This is a genomic window from Verrucosispora sp. WMMA2044 (assembly GCF_027497155.1).
GTDB lineage: Bacteria > Actinomycetota > Actinomycetes > Mycobacteriales > Micromonosporaceae > Micromonospora > Micromonospora palythoicola.
The window spans coordinates 4,821,093-4,847,504 of sequence record NZ_CP114913.1 but is presented as its reverse complement, the minus strand read 5'-3'; the positions used below and the strand labels follow the sequence as shown (position 1 = coordinate 4,847,504).

Annotated in this window: 22 protein-coding genes, 1 tRNA gene and 1 pseudogene; 9 read left to right on the top strand and 15 right to left on the bottom strand. The window is 71.9% G+C overall.

The genetic code is table 11. The annotated features are described in order from the left end of the window. Positions 1 to 26 precede the first annotated feature (26 nt). The 7 genes and pseudogenes from O3597_RS22030 to O3597_RS22000 all read right to left on the bottom strand — a co-directional run bounded on the left by O3597_RS22030 (position 27) and on the right by O3597_RS22000 (position 11,302). Positions 27 to 1,316, bottom strand: a complete 1,290-nt coding sequence (locus O3597_RS22030) for a TIGR02679 domain-containing protein (RefSeq protein WP_164446280.1) — start codon at positions 1,314 to 1,316, stop codon at positions 27 to 29. Next, positions 1,313 to 5,440 (bottom strand): TIGR02680 family protein, encoded by a 4,128-nt coding sequence (locus O3597_RS22025; protein WP_269739984.1) that lies wholly within the window; start codon positions 5,438 to 5,440, stop codon positions 1,313 to 1,315. The genes O3597_RS22030 and O3597_RS22025 overlap by 4 nt, the downstream gene beginning before the upstream one ends. A 12-nt stretch (positions 5,441 to 5,452) precedes the next feature. Beyond that, positions 5,453 to 6,844, bottom strand: coding sequence for a TIGR02678 family protein (locus O3597_RS22020; protein ID WP_269739983.1), 1,392 nt, complete (start codon positions 6,842 to 6,844; stop codon positions 5,453 to 5,455). Continuing rightward, positions 6,841 to 8,409, bottom strand: a complete 1,569-nt coding sequence (locus O3597_RS22015; protein WP_281602261.1) for a TIGR02677 family protein — start codon at positions 8,407 to 8,409, stop codon at positions 6,841 to 6,843. Before O3597_RS22015 ends, O3597_RS22020 begins: the two co-directional genes overlap by 4 nt. A gap of 315 nt (positions 8,410 to 8,724) precedes the next feature. After that, positions 8,725 to 8,928: pseudogene (locus O3597_RS22010) on the bottom strand (hypothetical protein); the annotation flags it as partial. 12 nt (positions 8,929 to 8,940) lie between these two features. Continuing rightward, positions 8,941 to 10,590 (bottom strand): cellulose binding domain-containing protein, encoded by a 1,650-nt coding sequence (locus tag O3597_RS22005; protein ID WP_281602259.1) that lies wholly within the window; start codon positions 10,588 to 10,590, stop codon positions 8,941 to 8,943. Positions 10,591 to 11,062: 472 nt separating this feature from the next. Continuing rightward, on the bottom strand, positions 11,063 to 11,302 hold the full coding sequence (locus O3597_RS22000; RefSeq protein ID WP_281602258.1) for a hypothetical protein: 240 nt from the start codon (positions 11,300 to 11,302) through the stop codon (positions 11,063 to 11,065). A 610-nt stretch (positions 11,303 to 11,912) separates the two neighbouring features. Between O3597_RS22000 and O3597_RS21995 the strand changes: the two genes are divergently transcribed. The 3 genes from O3597_RS21995 (at position 11,913) to O3597_RS21985 (ending at position 12,617) form a co-directional block, all read left to right on the top strand. After that, positions 11,913 to 12,077 carry a SitI3 family protein gene (locus O3597_RS21995; RefSeq protein WP_268967981.1) on the top strand — a complete coding sequence of 55 codons (165 nt, stop codon included), beginning with the start codon at positions 11,913 to 11,915 and terminating at the stop codon, positions 12,075 to 12,077. A 37-nt stretch (positions 12,078 to 12,114) separates the two neighbouring features. Next, positions 12,115 to 12,330 (top strand): nucleotidyltransferase family protein, encoded by a 216-nt coding sequence (locus O3597_RS21990; protein WP_164446279.1) that lies wholly within the window; start codon positions 12,115 to 12,117, stop codon positions 12,328 to 12,330. A 211-nt stretch (positions 12,331 to 12,541) separates the two neighbouring features. Further along, positions 12,542 to 12,617 (top strand) — tRNA-Arg (locus tag O3597_RS21985). Positions 12,618 to 12,684: 67 nt separating this feature from the next. Here the strand turns inward: O3597_RS21985 and O3597_RS21980 are convergent. The 3 genes from O3597_RS21980 to O3597_RS21970 all read right to left on the bottom strand — a co-directional run bounded on the left by O3597_RS21980 (position 12,685) and on the right by O3597_RS21970 (position 15,509). Further along, positions 12,685 to 13,686, bottom strand: a complete 1,002-nt coding sequence (locus O3597_RS21980) for an ion channel (protein ID WP_281602257.1) — start codon at positions 13,684 to 13,686, stop codon at positions 12,685 to 12,687. A 261-nt stretch (positions 13,687 to 13,947) separates the two neighbouring features. Next, on the bottom strand, positions 13,948 to 14,535 hold the full coding sequence (locus O3597_RS21975; RefSeq protein ID WP_281602256.1) for an ATP-dependent Clp protease proteolytic subunit: 588 nt from the start codon (positions 14,533 to 14,535) through the stop codon (positions 13,948 to 13,950). A 245-nt stretch (positions 14,536 to 14,780) separates the two neighbouring features. Beyond that, entirely contained in the window at positions 14,781 to 15,509 is a 729-nt protein-coding gene (locus O3597_RS21970) for a helix-turn-helix transcriptional regulator (protein ID WP_281602255.1), read from the bottom strand. A gap of 161 nt (positions 15,510 to 15,670) precedes the next feature. Here O3597_RS21970 and O3597_RS21965 point away from each other — a divergent pair, with 161 nt between their 5' ends. Beyond that, positions 15,671 to 16,684 carry a potassium channel family protein gene (locus O3597_RS21965; protein ID WP_281602254.1) on the top strand — a complete coding sequence of 338 codons (1,014 nt, stop codon included), beginning with the start codon at positions 15,671 to 15,673 and terminating at the stop codon, positions 16,682 to 16,684. A gap of 85 nt (positions 16,685 to 16,769) precedes the next feature. Here the strand turns inward: O3597_RS21965 and O3597_RS21960 are convergent, their stop codons facing one another. The 3 genes from O3597_RS21960 to O3597_RS21950 form a co-directional block, all read right to left on the bottom strand. Continuing rightward, positions 16,770 to 17,807, bottom strand: a complete 1,038-nt coding sequence (locus O3597_RS21960) for a 2-oxoacid:ferredoxin oxidoreductase subunit beta (RefSeq protein ID WP_164446249.1) — start codon at positions 17,805 to 17,807, stop codon at positions 16,770 to 16,772. Continuing rightward, positions 17,800 to 19,647, bottom strand: a complete 1,848-nt coding sequence (locus tag O3597_RS21955) for a 2-oxoacid:acceptor oxidoreductase subunit alpha (RefSeq protein ID WP_281602253.1) — start codon at positions 19,645 to 19,647, stop codon at positions 17,800 to 17,802. The genes O3597_RS21960 and O3597_RS21955 overlap by 8 nt, the downstream gene beginning before the upstream one ends. Positions 19,648 to 19,959: 312 nt before the next feature. After that, positions 19,960 to 21,417, bottom strand: coding sequence for a hypothetical protein (locus tag O3597_RS21950; protein WP_281602252.1), 1,458 nt, complete (start codon positions 21,415 to 21,417; stop codon positions 19,960 to 19,962). Between the two features lie 121 nt (positions 21,418 to 21,538). On the opposite strand from O3597_RS21950, the gene ndhC reads away from it, so the two are divergent. After that, a complete protein-coding gene (gene ndhC / locus O3597_RS21945; protein ID WP_164446246.1) occupies positions 21,539 to 21,916 on the top strand; it encodes an NADH-quinone oxidoreductase subunit A in 378 nt (125 codons plus the stop codon). Between the two features lie 22 nt (positions 21,917 to 21,938). Here ndhC and folP read toward each other — a convergent pair whose 3' ends face one another. Beyond that, positions 21,939 to 22,808 carry a dihydropteroate synthase gene (gene folP, locus O3597_RS21940; protein ID WP_281602251.1) on the bottom strand — a complete coding sequence of 290 codons (870 nt, stop codon included), beginning with the start codon at positions 22,806 to 22,808 and terminating at the stop codon, positions 21,939 to 21,941. Between the two features lie 142 nt (positions 22,809 to 22,950). Between folP and O3597_RS21935 the strand changes: the two genes are divergently transcribed. Together O3597_RS21935 and O3597_RS21930 are read left to right on the top strand one after the other, a co-directional pair. Beyond that, positions 22,951 to 23,655 carry a DivIVA domain-containing protein gene (locus O3597_RS21935; protein ID WP_281602250.1) on the top strand — a complete coding sequence of 235 codons (705 nt, stop codon included), beginning with the start codon at positions 22,951 to 22,953 and terminating at the stop codon, positions 23,653 to 23,655. Beyond that, positions 23,652 to 24,149 carry an SRPBCC family protein gene (locus O3597_RS21930; protein WP_164446752.1) on the top strand — a complete coding sequence of 166 codons (498 nt, stop codon included), beginning with the start codon at positions 23,652 to 23,654 and terminating at the stop codon, positions 24,147 to 24,149. Before O3597_RS21935 ends, O3597_RS21930 begins: the two co-directional genes overlap by 4 nt. A gap of 33 nt (positions 24,150 to 24,182) precedes the next feature. On the opposite strand, the gene O3597_RS21925 is transcribed toward O3597_RS21930, so the two are convergent. Then, complete coding sequence (locus O3597_RS21925; protein WP_164446244.1) at positions 24,183 to 24,746, bottom strand: TetR/AcrR family transcriptional regulator; 564 nt, start codon at positions 24,744 to 24,746, stop codon at positions 24,183 to 24,185. Positions 24,747 to 24,829: 83 nt separating this feature from the next. Here O3597_RS21925 and O3597_RS21920 point away from each other — a divergent pair, with 83 nt between their 5' ends. Then, positions 24,830 to 25,744: an SDR family NAD(P)-dependent oxidoreductase gene (locus O3597_RS21920; protein ID WP_281602249.1), complete on the top strand. Its 915-nt coding sequence runs from the start codon at positions 24,830 to 24,832 to the stop codon at positions 25,742 to 25,744. Between the two features lie 75 nt (positions 25,745 to 25,819). Continuing rightward, positions 25,820 to 26,410 carry a DNA-3-methyladenine glycosylase I gene (locus O3597_RS21915; protein ID WP_281602248.1) on the top strand — a complete coding sequence of 197 codons (591 nt, stop codon included), beginning with the start codon at positions 25,820 to 25,822 and terminating at the stop codon, positions 26,408 to 26,410. Positions 26,411 to 26,412 lie beyond the last annotated feature (2 nt).

The following is a 26,412-nucleotide window of genomic DNA, read 5'->3' as shown; positions in this document are numbered from 1 at the left end:
ATGAATCCGTCCGGCGCTGCCAGCCGTTACCCGGCTCCGGCCGCCCGTAGGTCGGCGATGAGCCGGTCGAGCAGCCGCTCCTCCATCACCGCTCGGCCGGTCCGCCGCATCGACTCGCCGAGCGAAGGGTCCCAGGGGGTTTCGGTGGGCGTACCGAGCAGGGCCGTGCCGGTGCCCGCCCCCGGCAGGTAGTCGGCCGAGGTCATCCGCCACGGAACCGCGCCCGGATACCGTTGGAGAGCCGCCGCCGTCAGTCGTACGCCGGTCCAGTCGAAGTCGTTGCGCCACCGAATCACCGCATCCTGAGGGGCGGTGCACAGCAGCGTGTGAGCGGCGACCGACGGCACCCCTTCGGTGCAGATCAGCATTGGGGCCTGCGTCCCGAGCGCGGTGGTGGCGGCGCGCAGCACGGCGGGGTTCTCGCAGACATGGACCTCGCCGCAGGTCAGGGCCAGCGGTGCCAGGCGCAGTTGGTGCAGGGTGACCCGCATCGGCACGCCGGCCTGCGCGGCCTCCGTCAGCCACCGCCCGACCAGCCCGCCGGTGGCCGGTGCGTTGAGTACCAGCACCTGGCTGGCGAGGTCGTCCGGGACCAGGCCGACCGATTCCCACAACGCCCGTTCCTGCTCACCGCCGACCGGGAGCGCCGCCTGCTGCCAGGCGGCGACGGCACGGAGGACGAGCCCCCGTAGCGGCCCCTCGCTGAGGGCCTTCGTGTCGTCCAGCACGCGGTCGGCGAAGACCGGCATGGGCTCGTCGGCCGCGGGCAGCGCATCCAGGACGCGGACCACGTCGCCGAACGGCAGCCCGGTGCGGACGACGCGGGTCAGGGTGCCGTCGCGGCGCAGGCCGTCGAGCCATTCCGCGTACCAGACGCTGCCGGCGTGTCGGCCCTCGTGGGCCACGGCGAGGACGGCGTCGCGGGCCACCGCCTCGCGTGTGCGGTCGGACGGTCGGTTGCGCAGCGGGGCCGTCGCGGCGAGCACGTCGATCAGGCCGACTCCGTACGCGGCGCGTAGGTGTTCGTCCACGGCGCTGAGCCGGATACTGAGGCGTGCCGCTGCGGCGGAGCGGTGGGTGCCGGTGATGCCGATGATCACGAGACGTTCGTCGTCGGTGGGGGTGGAGAGCGTCACGGTGGTGTCGAGCCGGCCACCGGTGCGTTCCAGGCTGTGCCGGGCGGCCGCCAGCATCCGTCGCCAGCCGGGCTGCTCGACGAGATCCGCCGGTCCGCCCGGCCGGTGCCGCCCGCTCGGCACGAGCGACGGGTGTGCGGCGGACCGGTCCGACTGCGGTTCGCCGCGCCCGTCGGTCATTCGTCGGTCAGGTCGAGCAGGACGCCGGTCCGGTCGGCCTCACCATGACCAGCGGGGGCGCGGCGGGTCTCCGGGGAGCCGAGCGCACGGGCCAGGGTTCCGTCGAAGTCGGCGATGTTGGTCGAGCCGTCCCAGACCAGCAGCACGGTGGACACGGCGTGTTCCACGGCGGAGTGGGACAGGTCGTAGTGGGCGGCACCGCTGACCGCCGGGTGGGTGGCCCAGAGGTCGTAGCCGGTCATGAACAGGTCCAGGTCGAACTGTTTCGCCAGTGCCATCAGCTCACCCCGGCCGGTGTCGTCCACGCCGGCGAACGCCTCGTCGAGGCCGAGCAGCCGGGGTGCGTCGGGTCGAGCCGAGCCGAACAGCGCGTTGGCGGCGGCGAACAGCGGCAGGTGCAGGGAGACCGACTGTTCGCCGCCGGAGAGCTGGCTGTGTCGGGCCCGGGTCAGCGCCTCCGTGCCGCCGCCGGGCCGGTGCAGGGTGAACGCGAACGTCCGCCACTGCCGGTAGTCGAGGACGTCGCCGAGCAGTTCCCGGTAGGGCCGTTCGGGCGCGGCGGCCCGTGCCGTCTTGATCCGGGCGGCGAAGTGCCGGCGCATGGTGGTGAGCTGGCCCGGCCCGAGCCGGGCCGGGTCGCGTTCGAGGAGCTTGCACACGTCGCGTTGCTCGGTGTCGAGGTCGTCGGCGAGCCGCCAGCCGACGCCGACGGTGAGCCCCGAAGACATCCGCCGGGCACGCATCTGACTGTCCATTGCCGCCACCAGGTCGCGTGCCTCGATGGTCCGGTGGTGGATCTGCCGGGCGAGTTGCCCGAGCAGGGCGTCCTCCAGCACCCGCTGCTCGGAGTCGGTCAGCAGTTGCTCCTGGTCGCGACGCTCGCGGGTGATCCGGTCGGCGAAGTGGGCGACGGGGGTGAGGCCCTGCTCGTCGGCGACCCGGACCACGATCACCCCGTCGTCGGTGTCCCACTCGGGCCGGTGGTCGAGGCCGGCGGCGGGAAGTTGCGCCTGCAGGTCGGTCAGCGCGCTGGTGAGCCGCGTGGCGCTCTGCTTCAGCGATGTCTCGGTGGGGCTCAGCTCCCGGGTGGCGGTGAGGATCGCTTCGTGCAGGGCCGCCACCTGCGGATGCAGCTCGTCGTCCGAGGTCTGCGCCGGCCAGCGCAGGTCGGTGGGGCAGCGCAGCAGGCTGAGCAGGTCCGGCTGGGCGTACGGGCGCAGCCTCTGGGCGTCGTGCTGTGCCTCGGCGACGGCGACGACCAGGGCCTGCTCACCCAGCTCCACCCGGGTCAGCGCGGCGACCCGCCGTTCCCGGGCGGCACCGAGTGCGGTGCGAGCCTGCTCGACGGCCTGCTCCGCCTCGGTGATCGCGTCGGCGGTTCGGGCCACGTCGGCCAGCACCCGTTCCGCGTCGGCGCCCACGCTGTCGCGCAGCGTCCGGTACGCCTCTGCCTTCTCCTGGTGCCGTGCACGGGCCGTGCGTGCGGTCTCCGTCGCGGCGGTGAGTCGGTCGACTGCCTCGTCGTGCCGCTGCCGGGCCTGATCCTCCTGCTCGGCGGCACGCGCGGCGGCTGTCCGTGCGCCCTCCAGGCGTACCCCGCCCCTCTCGAAGCGGCTCACCGCTTCGGCGGTGTCGTCGAGCCGGTCGACCGGCAGCGACCGCTCTGCCGCGCGCCGACGCAGCGCGGCCACGGCGGCAGCCCGCTCGGCCAGGGCCTGGTCGAGGCGGGCGGCGGTGGCCGCGCTGGCCTCCTGCCGGGCGCGCAGCGTCGCGGCGGCCCGGTCCAGCTCGCGCAGCGCCGTGTGGACCGGTGCGGTTGCCGGCAGGTGCGCGGCGGCCGCGTCCACCGCCGCCAGCAGCGCCTCGACCGTCGCCCGCTCGCGGTCCACCGCGTCGGCGTCGGCGTCGATGACCGCCACCAGCCGGTCGCACTCGCTGACGCGGGCGGCGCGGCGGGCGGCCCGGGCGGTCGCGCCGATGTACTCGCAGGAGACCTTGGCGAAGCGGCCGGCGCTGATGCCCTGCGCGTACCTGCCGTCCACGCCGATGGTGACCGGCGCGGCGGCGGGAGTGGTCACGTCGGCCAGCGCCACCGACGTGAGTACCTCGGTGATCCGCGCGGCGGGCACGTCGTCCTGTTCCTCGGGGGTCAACACGTCGGCGAGGGTGGCCCCGGTGGGCCGCCGGTGCGGCGGCAGCGGCAGCAGGTAGGCGTCCAGGTCGTCGCCGGCCAGCGCGGTCGCCGCGGTCCCGGGGTCGGGATGCAGCCAGGCGTCCAGTAGCCCGGCCGCGTGCAGCGCCGCCTCGACGGTCGCCGCGTTCGCGCCGGTCACCCCGTCGGCGAACCGGACCAGCCGCCATAGCGGTGCGCCGGGTCGCCCGGTGCGTGGCGCGGGCCGGGTCACCGGCACGGGTGGCGCGTCGTCGTGTTCGGCGGCGATCCGGTCCCGTTCGGCGGCCACCTCGGCCCGCCGGTCGGCCAGCGCCGTGCGCTGCGCCGCCAGCGCCGCGAGCCGGTCCCGCCGCTGGGTCACCGTGGTGGCCGTGGCCTCGGCGTACACCTCGCGCAGGGTCCGCGCGCCCGGCTCGCCGGTGGTGTCCACGACGGCGCTCAGCCCGGCGGCCAGGTCCGGGCGCGCGAGGTCGGCCAGCAGTCCGGCGTTGCCCTGCGCCCATTGCTCGATCTCGGCGCGCAGGCGGGCGCGGGCCTGCGCGACGGCGTCCTCGGCGCGCCGCTCGGCCTGCTCGGCGTCGGCGGCGGCGGAAGTGGCGCCGGCCGCGTCGGCGGCGGCCCGGGCGTGGTCCCGGTCTGCCTGGTCGTGCCGCGCCACCTGCGCGCGGAGGGCGCGCACGTCGTCGCGGCGGGCGGCGGCCCGCGCGGTGATCCGGGCCGCCAGGTCGTCCGGAGCGGCGTCTTCGGCGCGCCAGGTGATCCCGGCCGTCTCGGCGTCGAGCAGGAGGTCGGCGGCGAGCCGGTCGGCCGCCGTCCGCGTGTCCCGCGCCGCGACCGTCGCCCGTTCCGATTCGGTACGCCGCCGCGCCGCCATGCTCTCCTCGGCGGCGACGGCCTCGTCGGCCCGCCCGGCTGCCTCGGCCAGGTCGTGCACGTGCCGTTGCAGGTCGGCGAGCTGCTCGTGGGACTGGTAGGCCGTCGAGGCCTTCAGACTGTCCAGGTGGGCGCGGAGCCGGCCGGGCTCGCCCTCGACGGCCCGAAGCCGCTCATCCGCCGTGGACTCCGCCTCGGCCGCCGCCTCGGCCGAGGCACGGGCGTCGCCCAGTGCGGTCGACCGGGTGGCGACCGCGTCGCGGCGGGCGGTCAGGGCATCGGCGGCCACCCGCGCGTGGGTCCGCAGGTAGGTGGAGTAGACCGTCAGGAACGCGGCGGTGGCGCCGTCCGCCGCCACCAGCCCTTCGAGGGTACGGGCGACCGCCTCCATGTCGTCGAACGAGCGGGCGGCCTCCACCAGCAGGTGGTCCTCGACCGGGCGCAGCCCCCGTTGCAGCGTGCGGGACAACTCGACCGGGTTGAGATCCTTGGCCAACTGCGGCTTGCGCAGGGTCAGCACCAGGTCCAGCAGCTGCTCGTAGCGGGCCGGGCCGAGGCCGAACAGCCGGGCGTCGATGAGCTGACGGTAGTCCTCCGCCGAGTCCCGCACCGCGTCGGCGCCCAGCCGGTCGATCAGGTCGCGGCGAGTCAGTGGCCGGTCGTCGAAGTCCAGCAGGGAGAAGTCCACCCCGACCCGGCCGTCGACCACGAAGTGCCAGCGGGTGACCCGGTCGACGTGCCGATGCGCCCGCAACCCGATGCCGACGGTCACGTAGTGCGTGCCGTCGCCGAACTCCATCCACACGTACGCGTGGGTGACCTCCTGCCCCCGGTAGAGCAGGTTCGACTTCATCGTCCGGTCCTCGCTGGCGAACGGATTGAGCCGGCGCGGTTCGATCCGCCCGTCGAGGACGAACGGGAACAGCACCTCCAGCGCCTTGGTCTTGCCAGATCCGTTCGGCCCGCGCAGCACCAGCCACCCGTCGACGAAGCTGAACTCCTCGTCCCGGTAGTCCCACAGGTTGATGATCCCGGCCCGGGTCGGGGCGAATCGGCGGATGCCGCGTTGCTCGATCACGATCGACTTCTCTCAGAACAGGGTTTCGGTGGTGGCGCGGGGCTTGACCGTGGCGACGGTGTGGCGGTAGCGGCCCACCAGCGGCCGGACGAGCACCCCGCCCGGCACGGCGGTGACCGCGCCGAAGCGTTCCAGCAGCGCGACCGCCTCGACGCGCAGCCGCTCCGGGTCGGCGTGCCACTGGGCCCCGAACGCGGTCCCGTACCGCTGCAGGATCTCCCCGACGGCCGTCCGCAGGAAGCTGTCGGTGATGAACGGCAATCGGCCCGCGCCGTCGGCCTCGTCAGGATCACCCCGGTCGTCGGCGGTCCACGGCTCGTCCGGACCGGCGTCGTCGAGGCGTACCAGGGTGGCCGTGGGCAGGCCGGTGTCGATGTGGCTCGCCAGCGCCCGCTGCCGGGCGAGCCCGCCGGGCGGGGGCAGCCGTTTGACCCGGCGGCCGTCGGGATCCGCGACCCGGTCGGCCATCTCCACCGCGAGCAGCACTGCGGCCTGCGCCACCGAGCCGGTGCCCGGGAACCGCTCCGTGGTGAACCCGGCGGTGTCCACCAGCAGCACGCCCTCGGCCTGCCGCTCCACCCGCAGCCCGGTCAGCCGGGCCAGGTCGGCGGCGAGCGCGGAGCCGCGCAGATGGTTGGCGACCGCCGGCTCGACGTCGGCGTGGTAGACGACCGGTGACTCCACCACCGCCCGCCGGGCCGCCTGGGCCGCCTGCCGGCGCTCGGCGTTGCCGCTGCTGCTCATCGCCCGGTCCAGCAGCGCCGACACCGAATCGACGTGCTGCAGCACCCGGGTCGGCCGGAACAGCGCGAACACCACGTCCCGAGCCACGTCGTACAGTGCCTCCCCGGCCCCCGGGTCACTGGCCCAGGCGGCGCTGGAGCCGTCGGCCAGCCGCAGCACGCCCCGCTCCTCCAGCCAGCCGACCGCGTCCACGAACGCCCGCCGGTCCGGGCCGTGGTCCGGATCCAACCCCAGGCCGGTGATCCGGTTCGCGTCGCCGGCCACCGAGTCGGCCAACTCGCTGAGGGTGATCTGGATCCCGGCGCGGCCCAGCACCGCCAGGCACAACGACAGGTACGCATAGCGCTGCCGGTCGAACGGCCGCCCGGTGCGCGACACCGCCGGCTGGGTGCCGTCGAGCCGGTCCTTCGCCCGTACCAGCCGGGCCGTGGCACCGTGCAGCTCCAGCCGGTACCCGAACGCCTCGGCGAGATCCCGGCGCAGGGTGGCGGAGTACCGCCGTACCCGGGGCAGCGCCCGCTCGTCCGGCCACGTCGCCGTGATCAGCGGGTGACGCAGAACCAGCCGCACCGCCCGCTGGTACTCAGCCAACTCCAACTCTGGGACGTCGACGGCGAACCGGTGCACCGCCGGCCGGGGAGCGTGGGGTTCCGCGGTCACGCCGGCACCAGCTCGGGTCGGCGGACCGCGGTGTGCTGCGCGGCGGTGACCGTCAGCGCGTACCCATTCAGATGCAGCCGGCCCCCGGCGGTGCGCACCGTGGTGAACCGGCCCGGAGTCGGGGTGAGGGTCAGCCGTACGCCGTGCGCGGCGGCCGCCAGCGGCACCCCGGCTCGGCCACCGACCCGAGCGGCGAGCGCGATGTCGAGCAGGCGCAGCAGGACCTGGGTCTGCGATCCGTCCAGCCGGTGGTCGTTGACGCCCACGGCGGCCAGCGCCGTCGCCGCGTCGGCCCACCGGCGCTCCCGGGCGAGCTGGTCGTCGCGCAGCCGGTGCCGGCGCTCGTCGACCCGGTCCAGCCGGGCCGGCCGCCCCCGGCCCTGACCCGGTGCCCGGCCGGTGGTCACCAGCGTGCGGGACAGCTCCACCGCCGGAGCCTCCCACCACGACAACCGGCTGGTGATCGCCTCCGGATCCGGATGCGCCACCCCGACGTGGCGGGGAGCGCCGAGGCCGAACACGACGTCGAACAGGGCGTGCGCGGCCTCCTGGCTGCCGGTGTGGGTGAACCACGCGGCCAGGTGCCGCAACTGCGACTCCCGGCTCACCCCGCCGCGTCGCGCCTCGGTGACCCGGCGCAGCAGAGCGAGGACGTCGCCGATCGCGGCGACGGTGGCGTCCGACAGCCGGTCCGCCTCGCTGGGCTGCTCCGGTCCCGGCGGCGCCAACCACGACCGCAGCCCCGCCCAACGCCGCCGCCAGTCCTCCAGCCGCTGCACCGGGGTGTGGAACAGCCGCTCGTCGGCCTCGGCGGCGGCCTCGATCAGCCGGTCCAGACCGGTCGCCTCGACCTCGTGCACCGCCGCGCGCAGCCGGGGCGTGTACCGCTGCAACTCGTCGTGGAAGTCCCGCAGATGAGCCAGCAGCGCGTCCTTGTGGGCGAGGAACACCTCCGGCCGCACGTCGTTGGTCCGCCCCAGGTCACCCAGCATGTGGTAGAAGCGCGCTGCCCGCTCGGCGATGTCGGCCAACGCCCGGTCCAGCCGGGTGAACTTGCGGTAGACCTCCTCGGCGTCCCCGGCCTCGTTGGCCACCGCGAGCGCGTCGAGGTCGGCCAGGAGGTCGGCGAAGACCAGCCGGGACAGCGTCGAGTCGTCCATGCTCGCCGACAACACCGCCTCCACCGCCCGGTGCGCCCGGTACCCGGCCTCGGTGAACTGGTACACCGAATGCCGGTTGCGGTACTCGGCGAGTGTCGTGGCGCGGGAACCGTCCTGCCCACGGTCGAGCACCCCCCACTCCACCAAGGCGTCGAGCAGCCGCGGCAACTCCAGCCCGGCCGGGTCCGGGCAGTCGGCGTTCGTCCCGTGCAACGTCGCCAGTGCCGCGGCCACGTCGGAGGTGTGCAGCACCACGTGGTAGCTGGACCGTGCCGAGTCGAACGCCCGGAGCAGCCACAGGTAGGCGAGCCGGTTCTCTGCCGTCACGTAGCCGAACAACCGCATCCGGTCGTCCAGCCCGAAGTCGTCCAGACCGAACGTCGGTCCAGATGGCTGCGCCGTCATCATCTACCTCCCACCGGACGCGGACAGCCCTCCACCCTACCCAGGAGAGCCGCCACGGCGGCCGGGCGCACAGGGGAGCGGCGGCAGCCTGTCCTGCGGTCGAATCAGGCCGGTCTTGGAACGGCGGGCCGGCGACCAGCCGCCATCGGCCACCATGCCGTACGCCTGCCCCGCGCTTCGTGGAGCGCTGACACGCCGCAGGTTCCACACATCGTGTCCGAGCTGCCGGCCGGTGACGGCGGACGGCATGCGCCCTGGTCAGGCGGGAGCGACCTGTGGAAACGCCAGCAGGAGTTCCGGAGCGCGCTGGATCTAGTCGATGACCAGGAGTTCGGCGGAGTCCACGAATCCGACCGGATCGGCGATCACCGCTGCCCGGTCCTGAGCCCGATCGAGATCGCGGCGCTCGGCCATACGATCGCCGGCGACGATGCGGACCAGCGTGCTCTTGCCTGCCTGGCGCGCTCCGCTGATCAAGACGACGCGGGTGTCCGCGAGGGCAGCGTTGACCTGCGCGGCGGCGCGGGAGCGTCACCGTGCCGTCGGTCGGGCCCTGCGGCGCGGCGAGGGTTTCGGCCACCAGTAGGGCTTCCGGTCTCCGTGGGGTCGGTAGTCCGGCGGCGGCGCCGGGGTGATGTCCTGCGCCGGTTGCTGTTGCGGTGTGGTGCCGATGACGAGCAGGCCGTCGCCGGCCTTGGCGCCGTCGAGCCGGTCGACGGCGCTTGCCGTTCGCCGATGTTCATCGTGCTCGGAGCACTGGACCAGGTGCGCACCGTCGTGGCCGCGCGCACCTGGTCCAGTGGCGGACCGGTCCCGGTCGCACACTCGTTCGGCCCTGAAGAACGTGGGATCCTCCGGCCGTTCGTTCCGGCCCCGGCGCGTACACCTCAAGGTGACGGTCGACGTACCAACCGCAGGCCGGCGCTTGGGTGCCCGCATCGGTGCGTCGCCAACGACGTTTGCGGCGTCCGAATGCCGGGCTCGGGTTACGGGGTGGTGGGGATGTTGGTCAGGCCGTCCACGGCGCCGGTGACGGTGTTCGAAGAGTGCACGACGTTCGGGTTCGATGAGCATTTCGAGGTCGAGGTGATGCGGATGGCGTACCGGCCGACGCCGCCGAGATCCGACGTGTTGTCGCGCCAGGTGTTGCCGCAGCCGTAGCCGTCGAGCAGGTTGTGCGTCTCGTAGCCGTTGGCGAAGGTGCCGGGGGTCCGGCCGGAAGGTGCCGGTGTTGTCCTCGATCAGGTAGCCGCTGCCCTTGACGTCGACCCATGAGTCGGCGGAGTTGGCGCCGGAGATGCCCTGGCCGTCGAACCGGTTGCCCCGGATCACGCCGTCCGCGGTGCCCTCCTTGACGTCCACGTGCTCCGCGGTGACGTTCGGGCCGATCTGGTTGTCGAGCACCTGCACCCGGTCGGAACGGTCCATGCCGCCGGAGTTGCCGTGGCAGCCGAAGTTCGACTTGGCGGAGCCGATGTAGACCGCCTCACCGTAACCCTGCTGGACCAGGCCGGTGTCGGTGATGACGGAGTCGCGGATGATCCCGTCGGCTGACGAGCGGCGGAAGTGCACCGCTTCCTCGTCAATGTGGTGCACGTGCATTCCATCGATGGTGACGTGATGGGAGTTGTCCAGGGGGAGGCCGGTGCCGGAGGCGTTGAAGCCGAGTTTTTCGGAGGCGCCGGGGGCGATGTCGCCGTTGTAGCTGAGGTTGGTGAAGCGGTGGTGCTGCCCGTTCCAGGTGTGCGTGGCGCTCCACGACTTGGTGATGGTGGTGCCGCTGGGCAGCTCGAACTCGAGGACCCAACTGGTGGTCTTGGTGCTGCCGTTGTTGGTGATGACGTAGTCGGCGCGGTAGCCGCCGTTCCAGCTCGAGGTCTTGACGAACCGGGCGGTCAGACCGTCGGCAGGGGGAGCGGTGGTGGGCGACTTGGTCGGGGACGGGACGGTGCCACTGGCCCGGATCAGGAAGAGTGACGGCCTGGAGTCGGTGCGGGTGGCGTCCATGCCGTGTCCGCCGGTGTAGTCGCGCTGCTCGTTCTGTGCCCAGTCGGCGATCGGCGTGCCACCGATGTCGAGGTGGCGGTAGCCCTTGCCGTTCCAGCCGAACTGGTAGATCCGGGTACGGTCCGGGTAGTAGGCGGTGTAGGGGGCGGTGTCCGAGCAGAGCTGCTTGCTCATCGCGTTGTTGAAGAAGGCGTTGCGCGGGCCGGTCGCACCGGACCACTTGACCGCTTTCTTGCCGGCACCCCCACCAGATCGGGAACCACGTCGAGTTGTCCGGCCCGCCGCCGTCCTCCTCGCCGCAGTTGGCCGAGCAGTTGGCCGAGCGGTGGGCGTACGGGACGCGCACCGTGTTCAGCTCGAAGAGGTTGTTCCGCTCCCACCCGCCGTGCAGGTTGAGGTCGGAGTCGAAGTCGTTGCCGATTACGACGTTGCCGGACGCCGACCACTGGAACGTGAAGTGGCGCAGGTTGCGGGAGACGTTGCCGGCGTAGAGCGAGTCCCAGACCCGGGAGCCGCGGAAGTAGCCGTTGCCGCCCTTGCCCTTGTTCCACGCGCCGTCGAGGTGGTTGTCGACGATCTGGAGGTTCTTGGCTTCCTCGGTGACGATCGGGTGGGAGCCGGTCATCTTGGTCCGGATGCCGCGCAACTACGAGTTGGCGGCCCACTTGAAGACGATGCCGTGCATCTCGCCGGCCGGGTCCATGTTGCCGTAGTTGTACTTCGCGTCCGCCGGATCGAGTCCGGGAATCTCCTGGGTGAGATGCAGGGACTCGATGCCGACGCCGAGCACGGGGTCGACCAGCGGCGCGGCCTTGGACTGGTACACCTTGCCGTCGATCGGCGCGGAACCGTCCGAGGTGGAGTCCACCGGCACGTCGTGGCCCACCCTCTGGTGCCACCTCAGCTCCGCCAGCGCTGGGAGGACGCCTTCCCCGAACTCGCCGCCACCCGCCGCAACGCGGCATAGCGGTGGACCCCTTCCACGAACGCCTCCAATTGGTGTCGATCTCGCGTGGGGCAGGACCGCGCTTCGAACTGGCGAGGATGCGACGGATGGTGCCAGCGCCGACCCGATGGCCGAGCCCGACGAGTTCGCCTTGGATGCGCCGGTGCCCCCACCCGGGATTCTCCCTGGCCAAGCGCAGGATCAGGTCACGGAGGTCGTCGCTGATCGGTGGTCGTCCGGGCCGCTTCGGGTAGGTCCAGTGCTGGCGGACCAGCCCGCGGTGCCAGGCCAGCAGGGTGGCTGGGGTAACGATCCGATGCCTCCAGAGTTCCCGCGGCAGTGCCCGGACCAGCGCCGACAACACCGCCCGCTCCGGCCACGACAGGCGCGGCCGACCGACCTGACGGCGTAGCACCGCCACCTCATGGCGCAGCACCAGCAACTCTGCGACCAGCGCGGACTCGCTGCACGTGGCCAGCGGTAACCAGCCGAACATCCGCACCGCACTCAGGTACAGCAGCCGAACCAACACGCCTGCCATCCTGCGTCATTGTCGCGAAACAGCAGCTCACACCCTGTGCGACGAGTTTTGGCACGGTACACCGTGGCCCGGGTGTTGGCCGCCCGGAAAGAGGACGCGGCGCTGGTCCAGAACGGAAGCTGGCTCCTGCTGACCCGCACCGCGGGTGAACTCCGCAGACACCGGCATACCTAGTGGAGCCACTACGGCACAGACGACCCATCATCACCCAATGAGCCAGCCGAGCGCGGGTGACCCGCATGACGGACGACGCGGCTTCGACCCGTCGTCCGTGGGCGACGTCGACGTCGTCTTCCTCGACCCGGCGGACCTGACTCGCGACAACGACGACCCGGCCGCCGCGCGGCTGGTCGCGACCTTTCCAGCATCTCCCGTGGGAGGCGGCGCCCAGCCGGGGGAGCGGCTAGCCCCACATGATCTTCGATGATGTACGCGGTGTGTGCTCTCCAGCGGATGACAATCGGGGTGAACTGGTGCCAACGGGGGTCACCGCGGCCGACCGCCGGTCGCAAACCGGGGTTCGTGTGCTCGGGGTGTGCTCCTGGGCTGCGACAACGGCGGTCCGGGGAACGCGGGTGAACGTGGGCCACTCCCTGCCACCCCAGGTGAACCCCCAGGTCGCTAGACTAGGCCCTCGCGCCCTCGTAGCTCAGGGGATAGAGCATCGGTTTCCTAAACCGTGTGTCGCAGGTTCGAATCCTGCCGGGGGCACCAACGCGAGCGCCCTGAACAGCAGAAGCACGCCGTATGCCACGAGCCCACGTCTGGTGGAGATCTGTCGTCAGCGGAGCGTGAGCCGTAGATCGACGTCGTCCCAGCCGTCCGAGACACACCAGCCTCGCAACTGGCGGCGGTGCGTCCGGGTGTGCTCGACAGCCTCCGCATAGAGCTGCTCGTGATTGGTCGGGATCCCGGCCCGGGCCAGTCCTTCCAGGCTTGGTGCGTCCACCGGTTCGTCGGTCGCCACGATGAACGAGCCGTCCAGGATGCGTACCAGTTGCTCAAGTGCGCAGGACAACGGTTCCACCGCACCGATGTCCGGCCGGTGGCGGGGGTCGACACCGGCGCGCATCAACAGCAACGCCCCGTCGAGCACCGTCACCGCCGCGGAAGCTGACTTGCCGCTGCTCTCGGCGTGGAAGAAGTGCAGCACCGGGAAGGCCAGATGCTGTTCACCGAGCCGGACGAGTTCCGGGGTGAGGCTGGTGAGGTGCTGGGCGAACATGGGGGCGAACTTCCCGTCGGCCCAGCCCCGGCGGACGATGTCGGCCGGATCGGCGCCCAGGGCGGCGACATGACCGGCGATCGTGCGCTTGTCGACCACGGCGGACACCACCTGCATGAGATAGGTGATGCCCAGGGTGACCAGGAACAGGCCGGTGAGCACGGCGCCGTTCGTGGCAAGCTGTGCCGTCGTGGTCCCGGGTGTGTGGTCGCCGACGCCGAGGGTGAATATCGAGAATCCGGTGTAGTAGATCCTGGACCAGATGTCGGCCGGACGGCCGAACTGGTCGAGCACCGCGTCCGGGGTGGCGCAGAAGACCAGAAGCCAGCCGAGCCACAGGCCGGTGACCCAGGCCCCGAAGGTGGTCGCCAGGACGGCGGTGCCCGACCAGCGCAGGACCCGATGCCGGCGAGGGCCGCGGCCGGCGAGCCGACGGATCAGCCGCCACATGCCCTGCGACACGTGTCGGGTGAGCCAACCGGCCCCGCTTGCCAGCGACAGCGTGGTCACCGCCGCGTCCAGTAGGACCGCTCCCACCACCAGAAGACCCGCCGACACCCACAACCCAGCCAACGCCTTACCCGCCCTATCACAACCTGCACATCAACCCGACGCGCATCCCGTCGGCACCAACCTCAGGCATGGCAGCGGCCCGCGCAACTCGTCATCTTTTGCGTACGCCGCGGGCGCGAGGACGTACACCCGACGGGCGTGATGCGTGGCCGGTTTCTGGCGGTCTCCTCCAGCACGACGTGATCGCGGTTCGCCAGGCCCTCACCCGTGAGGGTGACCGCATTCCGGTCCGACGGGCGAGCGGCGTCAGCTGGCCGGCAGTTGGGTGGCGGCCGTCACCACCTGGTCGATCAGGCCGTAGTCGCGGGCCTCCTCGGCGGTGAACCAGCGGTCCCGGTCCCAGTCCCGCTGGATCTCGGCCAGGGTCCGGCCGCTGTGCTGGGCGATCAGCTCCTGCATGGTCCGCTTGACGTGCAGCATGTTCTCCGCCTGGATGGTGATGTCGGAGGCGGTGCCGCCCATGCCGCCGGAGGGCTGGTGCATCAGGATCCGGGTGTGCGGCAGTGCGTACCGCTTGCCGGCCGTACCGGCACAGAGGAGGAACTGGCCCATCGAGCCGGCCAGCCCCAGGGCCAGGGTCGCCACGTCGTTACGGACGAAGCGCATCGTGTCGTAGACCGCCATTCCGGCGCTCACCGAGCCGCCGGGCGAGTTGATGTAGAGGGTGATGTCCCGCTCCGGGTCCTCGGCGGCGAGCAGCAGGATCTGGGCGCAGATCCGGTTGGCGATCTCGTCGTTCACCTCGCTGCCCAGGAACACGATCCGTTCCCGCAGCAGCCGTTCGAACACCTGGTCGCCGAAGGTCCGCTGGCCGTCGTCGAGCATCGTGATCATGGTCAACCTCCACCCGCCGGCGGCGACGTCGAGCGCCCGGGGACCGGCTCCTTGAGCCTGCGGGACGGCACCGGTGTCCGACCAGCGGTTCTGCCGGGGGCAGATCCGCCCACGGCAGAACGACGGGAACCAGCCGCCAGCTCAGGTCACTCCTCAGGGGTAACTTCCCCGTCAGCCAGACGTCAGCGCGACATGAAGATGTCGGTGGGACATTGAGCCTGAGGAGACGACAACTCCTGGTGGCGTCACCCTCGGTGAGTACCGACGGTGGCGCGAACGGTGGCCGTCCGCCGGGCGGCTGGCCTATGTGCCCTGGATCGGTGCAGCGGGCGGCCGGACGATCGGCCGGGCGAGGTGCGGCGACGGAGCAGCGGTCCCCGGGCGACGAGGTGGACCGGACCGACCCGGTCGGCGAAGGCAACGACCCTGATGCCGCCGACCAGCCCACCACCGACCAGCCCATCACAGACCAGACCACCGCCGACCGGCCCACCGCCGACCAGCCCGACGGTGCCGAGCGACCCGACCGAGGAGGCCCAGCCCGCGTGGGGGCCGTTGCCGTCAAGCCCTGCGGTCAGGTCCGAGCCGAAGCCGATGCCGACGGCGTCGAGCCGGGCGACGGTCTGGGCGGATCCGTCCGTACCGTGGCCAGCGGTGGCGGTCGCCGGGTCGCCGCGCCGGGTGGCCGGGACACCACCGGTCCGGACATGAGCGGCCGGGCCGGAGGCAGGCAGCCGGCGTTCGACCCGCCGAAGCTCGTCGCGGACCTCCTCCAGCAGATCCGAGAGGTGCAGGCCGAGCGCTCGGCAGATCGCCGCGAGGACCTCGGAGGACGCCTCCTTGCGCCCACGCTCTACCTCGGACAGGTAGGGCACGGACACCCCGGCGGCCTGGGCGACCTCCCGCAGCGTGCGGCCCTGGTGCTGGCGCTCGCGGCGCAGTACCGCGCCGATCACCCGTCTCAGCAACGACATGCGGGCCTCACTTTCGCCGCTCCTGTGCTGACCGTCCCATCATGCCCGTCCGCCGCCCCGTTCGCCGTACCCTGCCGTTGAAACGCCACCCCGCCGTGCGGCTGCCGGATCAGCCGCTATGTTGTGGACGTGCAGGCGACCGAGGCGGGGCAGGTCCCCCGGTGATTCACTTTCCCGCGCAGCGGCGAGGCCCGCTCAGCGCGTTGAGCCTGCGGCTGGCCGCCGCCATCGGGCTGGTGCTCGCCGTGGTGGCGGTGGTCTACCTCGAACGCGAGCAGTACCGCGACAACAACGGGGACGGCCTGACGCTGCTGGACTGCTTCTACTACGCGGTGGTCTCCCTGTCGACCACCGGTTACGGCGACATCGTGCCGATGACCCAGCAGGCCCGACTGGTCAACATCGTGTTCGTCACCCCGGCCCGGGTGCTGTTCCTGATCATCCTGGTCGGTACCACCCTCGAGGTCCTGACCGAGCAGTACCGGACCGGCCGTCGCCTGCACCGGTGGGAGAGAAGAGTGAAGGACCACGTCATCATCTGCGGCTACGGCACCAAGGGGCGTAGCGCGATCTCGGCGTTGATGGAGAACGGGCTGGACAAGTCCCGGATCGTGGTGGTTGAACGCGCCGGTCCGGCGTTGCGTCAGGCCACCTCGAACGGGCTGGTCGCGATCGAGGGTTCGGCGACCCGATCCTCCGTGCTCAACCAGGCCCACGTGCGGACCGCAAAAGCGGTGATCATCGCGACCGACAGTGACGACGCGTCGGTGCTGGTGGCGTTGACCGTACGCCAGCTCACCGCGGGTCAGGTCCGGATCATCGCCGCGGCCCGGGAGGCGGAGAACGCGCCGCTGCTCAAACAGAGCGGCGCGCACCACGTGATCGTGTCCTCGGCGACCGCCGGTCGGCTGCTGGGCCTGTCGACGTCGGCGCCGCCGCTGATCGACGTGGTGGAGGATCTGCTCACTCCGGGTCAGGGCATGGCGCTGGCCATGCGTTCCGCCGAGCGCCACGAGGTGGGCAAGTCGCCCCGGGAGTTGGACACGCTGGTCATCGCGCTGGTCCGGCGGGGCAAGGTGGTGACCCTGGCGGATCGGGCCGGTGCGGTCATCGAGACCGGGGACATGCTGGTGCACGTACGCGACGACCGTCCCGCCGCGAACACCCTGCCCTGAGCGACGGCCGGCAACCGCAGCGTCCGAAAGCCCGACCGGGCCGCCCCCAACGGGAACGGCCCGGTCTCGGCGGTCACGGTACGGGTCAGCCGACGATGGTCCAGGTGTCGCCGCTGCCCAACAGCCCGGCCAGTTGCTGCTCCGGGGTCTCGCTGACGGTGGCCCGGGCGTCGGCCAACTGCCCCTGCACCACGCTGTCGTACGACGGCCGGCGTACCGAGCGGAACACGCCGATCGGCGTGTTCCGCAGGTCGAAGCCGGGCAGCCGGGACAGCGCGAACGCGTACGCCGGGTCGGCGACCGTGGCGTCGTGCACGACGATTTCCTCCGCCGGGGTGGCGGCGGTTTCGCGCACCTCCAGGCCGAACCCACCCGGCGGGTGTACGACGCAGAACTGCCCGTCCTTGCCGAACGTGATCGGCTGGCCGTGCTCCAGCCGGATCAGGTAGTCGTCGCGGGTGCCCGGCTCCTTGAGCTGCTCGAACGCCCCGTCATTGAAGATGTTGCAGTTCTGGTAGATCTCCACGAAGGCCGATCCGGAGTGTTCGGCGGCGGCGCGCAGCACCGATTGCAGGTGCTTGCGGTCGGAGTCGATGGTCCGGCCGACGAAGGTGGCCTCCGCGCCGAGCGCCAACGACAGCGGGTTGAACGGTGCGTCCGCCGAACCGACCGGCGTCGACTTGGTGATCTTGCCGACCTCGGAGGTGGGGGAGTACTGGCCCTTGGTCAGCCCGTAGATCCGGTTGTTGAACAGCAGGATCTTGAGGTTGACGTTGCGGCGTAGCGCGTGGATCAGGTGGTTGCCGCCGATGGAGAGGGCGTCACCGTCACCGGTCACCACCCACACCGACAGGTCCGGTCGGGAGACCGACAGGCCGGTGGCGATCGCCGGAGCCCGCCCGTGGATCGAGTGCATCCCGTAGGTGTTCATGTAGTACGGGAAGCGCGACGAGCAGCCGATCCCGGAGACGAAGACGATGTTCTCCCGGGGGATGTTCAGCTCCGGCATGAACTGCTGGACAGCGGCGAGGATCGCGTAGTCGCCGCAGCCGGGGCACCAGCGCACCTCCTGGTCGGACTTGAAGTCCTTGGCGGTGAGCTTGAGAGCGACGGGCTCAGACATTCTTCAGGACCTCTTCCAGCATCGTCTCCAGCTCGGCGGCGGTGAACGGCAGGCCGCGGACCTGGTTGTAGCCGATGGCGTCGACCAGGTAGCGACCCCGGATCACGTGCGCGAGCTGGCCGAGATTCATCTCGGGGATGACCACCCGCTCGTAGGAGCGCAGCACCGCACCGAGGTTGGCCGGCATCGGGGCCAGGTGCCGCAGGTGCGCCTGCGCGACCGGTAGGCCGCGCTGGCGCAGGGCGCGGCAGGCCGCACCGATCGGGCCGTACGTCGAGCCCCAGCCGAGCACCAGCACCCGGGAGTCGCCGTCCGGGTCCTCCACCTCGATGTCCGGCACCGGGATCGTCTCGATCCGGGCCGCCCGGGTCCGCACCATGTAGTCGTGGTTCGCCGGGTCGTACGAGATGTCGCCGGTCTTGTCGGCCTTCTCCAGCCCACCGATGCGGTGTTCGAGGCCCGGGGTGCCCGGCACGGCCCACGGCCGGGCGAGGGTCTGCGGGTCGCGCAGGTACGGCAGGAAGGTGGTTCCGTCCTCGCCATTGGGCGCGGTGGCGAACTCGACCCGCAGGTCCGGCAGCGACTCGACCTCGGGCAGCAGCCACGGCTCGGATCCGTTGGCGACGTAGTTGTCCGACAGCAGGATGACCGGGGTGCGGTAGGTGAGCGCGATCCGCGCCGCCTCCAGGGCCGCGTGGAAGCAGTCGGACGGCGACTTGGGCGCGATCACCGCCACCGGCGCCTCGCCGTGCCGGCCGAACAGCGCCATGTTCAGGTCGGCCTGTTCGGTCTTGGTCGGCATGCCGGTCGACGGCCCCGCCCGCTGCACGTCCACGATCACCAGCGGCAGCTCCAACGCCACCGCGAGGGAGATCGTCTCGCCCTTGAGCGCCACACCCGGGCCACTTGTGGTGGTCACTCCGAGCGCACCGCCGTAGGAGGCGCCCAGCGCCGCACCGATCGCGGCGATCTCGTCCTCGGCCTGCATCGTGGTGACGCCGAACCGCTTGTGCTTGCTCAGCTCGTGCAGGATGTCCGAGGCCGGTGTGATCGGGTACGCGCCCAGGAAGACCGGCAGGCCGGAGCGGACGCCCGCGGCGACGAGGCCGAGCGACAGCGCGGCGTTGCCGGTGATGTTGCGGTAGGTGCCCGGCGGCATCTTGGCCGGCTTCACCTCGTAGCGGACGGCGAAGTCCTCGGTGGTCTCGCCGAAGTTCCAACCGGCCTTGAACGCGGCGACGTTCGCCGCGACCAGCTCGGGCCGCTTGGCGAACTTGCGCTCCAGGAACCGCAGGGTCGACTCGTAGGGCCGGGAGTACATCCAGCTGAGCAGGCCGAGGGCGAACATGTTCTTGGCCCGTTCGGCGTCCTTCTTGGACACGTCGAGCTCGGCCAGCGCCCCGATCGTCATCGACGTCAGCGCGACCGGATGCACCGCGTACCCGGCGAGGGTGTCGTCGTCGAGCGGACTGCTCGCGTAGCCGACCTTCGCCAGGTTGCGCTTGGTGAACTCGTCGGTGTTGACGATGATGTCGGCGCCACGGGGCAGGTCGGTGAGATTCGCCTTGAGCGCCGCCGGGTTCATCGCGACGAGCACGTTCGGCGCGTCGCCGGGGGTGAGGATGTCGTAGTCGGCGAAGTGCACCTGGAAACTCGACACGCCCGGCAGGGTGCCGGCGGGAGCCCGGATCTCGGCGGGGAAGTTGGGCAGCGTGGAGATGTCGTTGCCCAGTTGCGCGGTCTCCGAGGTGAACCGGTCCCCGGTCAGCTGCATGCCGTCGCCGGAGTCGCCGGCGAACCGGATGACCACCCGTTCGAGTTGGCGGATCTGCTTGGTCACGGCCGCACCTCGCTTCGTCGCGCGCCGTGGCGCGGCCGGCTGAACTGGATGGTGACCTCGCCTTGCTCGGCCACGAGACCTCCTTGACGCGCCGCTGCACCGGCCGTCCGTGAACGTCCGGCCCGCCTGTCCTTCCTCACCGAGAGCCTACGTCGGATCGGGGGCGCGTCCGGCCCGGAGGTCCGCCGACTGGGACCGGAACGTGAGGGTTTATGTGGTCAGTTGCGGTGTTTCGCCGGGGCCGCCGTAATCCATATCACCGCCAAATCACCGCACATCCCACCCCCCTGATTACTGCACCCCCACCCCTGGTCACCGCACGTCCCACCCCTGCCGGTCGTACGTCCGGGCCGGCCGCCGGGCGCGGAACCAGATCCCGCTGTCCGGTTCCGGCACGCCGCCGGGCGGGTCAGCCGCCCCGGTCGCCTCGCCGCCGGTCGGCAGCGTGCTGGCGCGCCGCCGCCGCGACCATGCCGCCACCAGCCCGGCGGCGAGCAGCACCAGCAGCACCGACACGGCGATCAGCGGCACCGCCGAGCGCTGTCCGGCCGCCGGCCCCTCACCGGGTGCCGCTCCGGCCGGACGCAGATCCGGCGACGTCACCGGTGCGGGCGGCGACACCGCCGCGGGCAGATCGGGTGCCGTCGCGGTGATCCGGAAACTGAGCTGCATCCGTCGGTCGGCACCGTGGCGCGGATCGAGCCGACCGATCACCGCTCCGGACAGCGGCGCGCTCCGCAGCGCCTGCGCCGTCGCCGTCACCGGCAATCTCACCTCCTCGGTCCGCCCCGGCCGCACCGTGCCCAACTCGCAGCGGGTACGCGTGGCCGCCACGGCGACACAACCGGCGGGTGGCGTCGCCACCGTGACCCCGGCGGGCAGCAGCACGTCGACCCGGCCCTCGGCGTCGGCCCGGCCGGTGTTGCCCAGCCGCACGAGAAACTCCGTGCCGGCGCCCTCGGCGTCGAAGCTGACCTCCCCGGCCGACATGGTGATCCCGGGTACCGGCGGGCCGGGCGGAAAGAGCACGGCGAAGCCCTCGTCGTCACTCGCGGTACCGGCCGAGCCGGTGGCCGTCACCCGTACCGAGCCGGCCAGCGGCACGTTGCGCCAGGCGTCGCCGTCGACCCGGATCCGCAACCGGGTGCTGAACTGCGCGCCCGGCGCCGTGGTCCACTGCCCGCAGCGGTAGTCCCGGTTCCCGGCGGCGGCGCAGCCGCTCGTGCCGGCGTCGGTGAGACCGGCCGGCAGGGTGTAGCTGAGTCGGACCCCGGCACTCGCGGTGCCGGTGTTGGCCACTGTCACGTTCAGGATGACCACCGTGCTGGCCGAGTTCCAGTAACCGGCCGGCAGGGTGACATCGCCGGTGCTGACCTTCACGCCGGCCGTGGCGGGCGGTGCGAGGGTGGCAGCGGGAGGTCGGGACGGCGGGGAGTACGTGGGCCGGGACGGTGCCACCGTGACAGCCGGTGGACCGCTGCTCGGGACCGGTCCGCCGGTGGTGGTGCCCGGTGTGGGCGTTGTCGGGGGCGCGGCGGGCCCACTCGTCTCGACCGGCGGCTCCACCGTGGGTGGCGGTGACGTGGGTGCCGGCTCGTCGGTCGGCTCGGCCGGCGGGCTGTACGGCCCCGGTTCGGTGGCCCGACTCGCCGCCGGACCGGCCGCCACCGCCCCCGGTGCCACGGCGGCCCCGCCGGCCACCAGCAGACCGAGGGCGCAGGCCGAGGCGAAGGTACGACGCCAGGCGCGCCGTCCGGGCAGCCGTCGCATTGGTCCTCCGGTGCTGGTGGTGGTCCCATGGTGGTCGGAAGTTGCCCTGGGACACTAGTCCCAGAAGAAAGAAGTTCGCGACGCGGCCGGGGCCGGCCGCAGGACGGTAGGCTGACCGACCGTGACCGGTTACCTGGGCTCGTACGCGACGCTCGGGCTGCTGCTGCTCGCCGGCGTGCTCTTCCTCGTCGTCGCGTTCACCGCCAACCGGGTGCTCCGCCCGGCCCGCCCGGCCGACCCGCCCGGCAAGCGCGCCAGCTACGAGTGCGGCCTCGACCCGGTGGGTGGCGACTGGGCGCAGATGCAGATCCGCTACTACGTCTACGCGTACCTCTACGTGCTGTTCGCGGTCGAGGCGGTGTTCCTCTTCCCCTGGGCGGTGATCTTCGACCGGCCCGGATTCGGGCTGGTCACCGTGGTGGAAATGGCGATCTTCGTGGGTGTCCTGGCGCTCGGCCTGCTGTACGCATGGCGGCGCAACATCCTCCGCTGGACCTGACCGGCGCTCGACCGGTCACCGCTCAGGCGAGGCCGCGACGGCTGAGCGTGGGTGGGCGATCTCCCCGGACGGCCGCGACCATGTCCAGCAGCCGACGGGTGGGGCGGACCTGATGGGCGCGGAAGACCCGGGCGCCCAACCACGCGGAGACCGCCGTCGCGGCGAGCGTGCCCTCCAGCCGCTCCGCGACCGGCAGGTCCAGCGTCTCACCGATGAAGTCCTTGTTCGACAGGGCGACCAGCACCGGCCAACCGGTCGCGGCCAGCTCGCCCAGCCGCCGGGTGATCTCCAGCGAGTGCCGGGTGTTCTTGCCGAAGTCGTGCGCCGGGTCGATGAGGATCCCGTCGGGGCGTACGCCCAGGGAGACCGCACGCTCGGCGAGGCCGGTGACGGTCGCGACCACGTCCGCCACCACGTCGTCGAAGGCCGCGCGGTGCGGCCTGGTGCGCGGGCTGAGTCCCCCCGCGTGTGAGCAGACCAGCCCGACCCCGGTCCGCGCCGCCACCCCGGCCAGCGCCGGATCCGCCCCCGACCAGGTGTCGTTGAGCAGGTCCGCGCCGGCCGCCACGGCCTCCACCGCGACCTCCGCGCGCCAGGTGTCGATCGAGATGACGACCTCCGGAAAGGCGGCCCGTACGGCGGCGATGGTGCCGACCGTCCGCCGGATCTCTTCGGCGACGTCGACCTCGGTACCCGGCCCGGCCTTCACCCCGCCGATGTCGACGATCTCCGCGCCCTCGTCCACCGCCCGTTCCACCGCCCGCAGCGCGCTGTCGGCCGCGAAGGTGGCGCCCCGGTCGAAGAACGAGTCCGGGGTGCGGTTGACGATCGCCATCACCACCAGTTCGTCGGGACCGAACCGCCGAGTCCCGAGCCGCAGCACCCCGGCCACGCCACCTCCCACATCGCCGTACGCCGCCGGCCGATCACACCGCTGGCACGCTGACGCTATCCCGTCGTCGGTCCGGCTTCCTGTCCGGTACGCCGCGCCGGGTGGGGTCGCCCTGTTCCCCTCGGCGTGCCACGATCAGTGCATGGGTCAGCCTTTGCTCCTGCTGGTCGTGGCGGTCACCGTCGCGGCGGTCGTGTTCGGCGTCACCGTGCTGGTCACCGGTCGGGATCCCGGCCTGGCTCCGGTCGAGGCGGACGGGCGAGCGGTGCCGCTGCCCGGCGATCGTCCGCTGCGTGAGTCCGATGTCGGCGAGGTGCGCTTCGACACCGCGCTGCGTGGGTACCGGATGACCCAGGTCGACCAGGCGATGCGCCGGGCCGCCTACGACATCGGCTACAAGGCCGAGCTGATCGGTGTGCTGGAGGCGGAGGTGACGGCGTTGCGGGACGGACGGATCGCTGACGCCGACGCGCTTCGACGGGCCCGCGAGCAGTCGGCCAACCCCCCGGCCGAGGCGGGGCCCTCGCCCTGGGATCCGCCGGTGGCCGAGGGGTCGATCATCGAGCTTTCGGTGACTCCTGCGGGAGCCGGTGCCGGTGACCGCCCGGTGCCGGCGGCCACCACCGAGGCACCGACGGAGCCGGCGACCGCGGCGGGAGCGACGAGCGAGCCGACGGAGCCGGCCGACGGTGCTGCCCGGCCGGCCGGCGGGCAGCCGGTGCCGGGCGTGGCCGAGGGTGCCGCGACCCCCGCCGCTGCCGACCCGGACGCCGACGACAGGCCGGCGGACAGTGGGGCGTCGGGAACCGCGTCGCGCGGTTCGGTGGTCCGGTCGGAGTCGGCGTGAGTGGCTCGGACGGCGTAGACGATCTTCGCGAGGCGGCCCAACCCGGCGCGGGTGAGGTGACCGCCACGGTGATCGTCAACGCACCGGCCGAGAAGGTCTTCGCCGCCCTGCTGGCCTGGGAGCGGCAGTCCGAGTGGATCCCGTTCACCACCGTTCGGGTGGTGGAGGGTGACGGTGGTGAGGGGAGCCTGGTCGAGGCGGTCACCTCGGTCGGGCCTGCGGTGCTGCGGGACAAGATGCGGGTCGTCCGGGTGGACGCGCCGTACGAGATCGGCGTGGTGCACTGCGGCACGCTGCTGCGCGGCCCCGGGGTGCTGCGGTGCACCCCGCTGGAGAGCGGGCGCAGTCAGGTGGTCTGGCACGAGTGGTTCCACCTGCCGGGCGGACCGGCCGGCAAGGTGGCCTGGCCGGTGCTCTGGCCCGGTTCCAAGTTCAGCCTCACCCAGGCGCTGCGACGCTTCGCCCGCCAGGTCGAGCAGGGCCGCCTGCCCTGAGCGGTTCCGCGACGTCGTCGAGGGCGCGGCAGGTCAGCGGCGCAGCACCGCGAACACGTCGTTGACCAGGTCCTCGGCGCTGGCGTGTCCCTTTCCGTCGCGCGCGAGGTGCCCGGTCATGGCCAGGTGGGCGGCACCATGTGCGACGGCACGGGCCAGGGCGGCGAGCCGTTCCGGGTCACCGCCGGACAGGCTGCCGCTGGCCTGGGCTTCGGCGGTCAGCTCGACGAGCCGCCGCCAGGTGTTGCCGGCGCTGAGCTGCAGCTCGGCCGAGGCGGAGGGCACCGGCCAGCTGGTGGCCAACTCGAAGCGTTGCGGATGGCGTTGCGCCCAGCGGACGTATTCCAGCAGCACCAGGTGCAACAGCTCGATGGCGGTCGTTTCCTCTGATGGCGGTTGCGTCATGGCGCGACCCAGCCGGTCAAACTCACGGGCAGCGACTGCTTCGAGTAGCGCCTGCTTGTCGGTGAAGTGCTTGTACGGCGCGTTGTGCGACACCCCGGCGCGGCGTCCGACCTCCCGCAGGGTGACGTGCTCGGGCCCACCCTCGTCGAGGAGGGCGGTCGCTGCGGCGACGAGGTCGTCCCGGGTGCTCATCGTTCGATGCTAAGACTTGGTTGACGATGTCAACCGGGTGGCGTACGTTGGTTGACAACGTCAACCAGGGAGCGACTCACACCATGAAGACCGTGGTCATCACCGGGGCAACCGCTGGCCTCGGCCTGCACACCGCAGCGCACCTCGCGGGGCGCGGCTGGCACGTCGTCCTCGGGCACCGCGACGAAATGCGCGGCCAGTCGGCGGCCCGACGTCTTCGGCAACGCGTACCGCAGGCGAGTGTCGAACCTCTCCACATCGACTTGGCTGACCTTCGCTCCGTCGCCAGGGCAGCCGAACGGCTGCGACAGGCCGGCCAACGACCGCCGCTGCACGCCATCGTCGGCAACGCCGGCATTCAGGTCATCGACGGTGTGCGGCGTTCCGTCGACGGTTACGAACTCACCTTCGCCACCAATCATCTCGGTCATCACCTGCTCGTCACCGCGCTTGTCAACGATCTTGTCGACGGTGGTCGGATCGTGCTTGTCAGCAGTGGCACCCACTGGCCGAAAAAGTCAATGGGCTTCCCCGCTCCCCGGTGGGCTGCGCCAGCCGAGCTCGCCGATCCCCAGGAGGCTGATCCCGCGCCGACCGCCGGTCGCGTCCGCTACGCCACGTCCAAACTGGCGAACATCTACTTCGTGCACGAGCTCGCCCGCCGCTTGGCGGGACGACCGATCATGGTGAACGCGTACGATCCGGGGCTCATGCCGGACACGGCGCTGTCCCGCGACTATCCGGTAACGGTCCGCAGGCTCTACCGTCTCGCGGCACCTGTGATCGCCGCGCTGGTCCCGGGCGCGCGCAGTTCCCGGTCTGCGGCCAGACACCTTGGCGTTCTGGTCGACGACCCCCGCTTCGCCAGCACCACCGGCGCGTACCTAGAAGGCCCGAAGGTAGGGGACTCCTCGCCCGAATCCCACGACGTGGCCAGGGAGCGGGAGCTGTGGTCGGCCAGTGAGCACCTGGTCGGCGAAGCGTTGGCGCGACGCTGATCGGAGCACCCGCGCCGGGCGGTCTCGGCACGACCACCGGCCCGGCGACGGGGACCACCCGGCTAGGCTGGTGCCGTGACGGGACTGGTTATCGGTGCCGACGGGCTCGCCCGGTGCGGGTGGGGTGCCAGCACTCCCGAGTACGCGGTCTACCACGACACCGAGTGGGGACGACCGCTGCACGGTGACGACGCCCTCTACGAGCGGATGACGCTTGAGGCGTTCCAGTCCGGGTTGTCCTGGCTGACCATCCTGCGCAAACGGCCGGCCTTCCGGGCGGCCTTCGGCGGGTTCCGGATCGACACGGTGGCCGACTACGGCGAGGCCGACGTGAACCGGCTGCTCGCCGACGCCGGCATCGTCCGCAACCGGGCCAAGATCGAAGCTGCGATCGCGAACGCCCGTGCCGCCCAGGAGCTTCCGGAGGGGCTCTCCGCGCTGCTCTGGTCGTTCGCCCCGCCAGCCGGCCGGGCCCGACCTGATTCCGCGGCCGCCGTGCCCGCGCTCACCGATGCCTCCACGGCCATGGCCAAGGCACTCAAGAAACGTGGCTTCCGGTTCGTCGGCCCGACCACGGCGTACGCGCTGATGCAGGCCACCGGGATGGTCGACGACCATCTGGCGGGCTGCCACGTCGTGACCTCCACGACCGACGTGATGGGATGAGG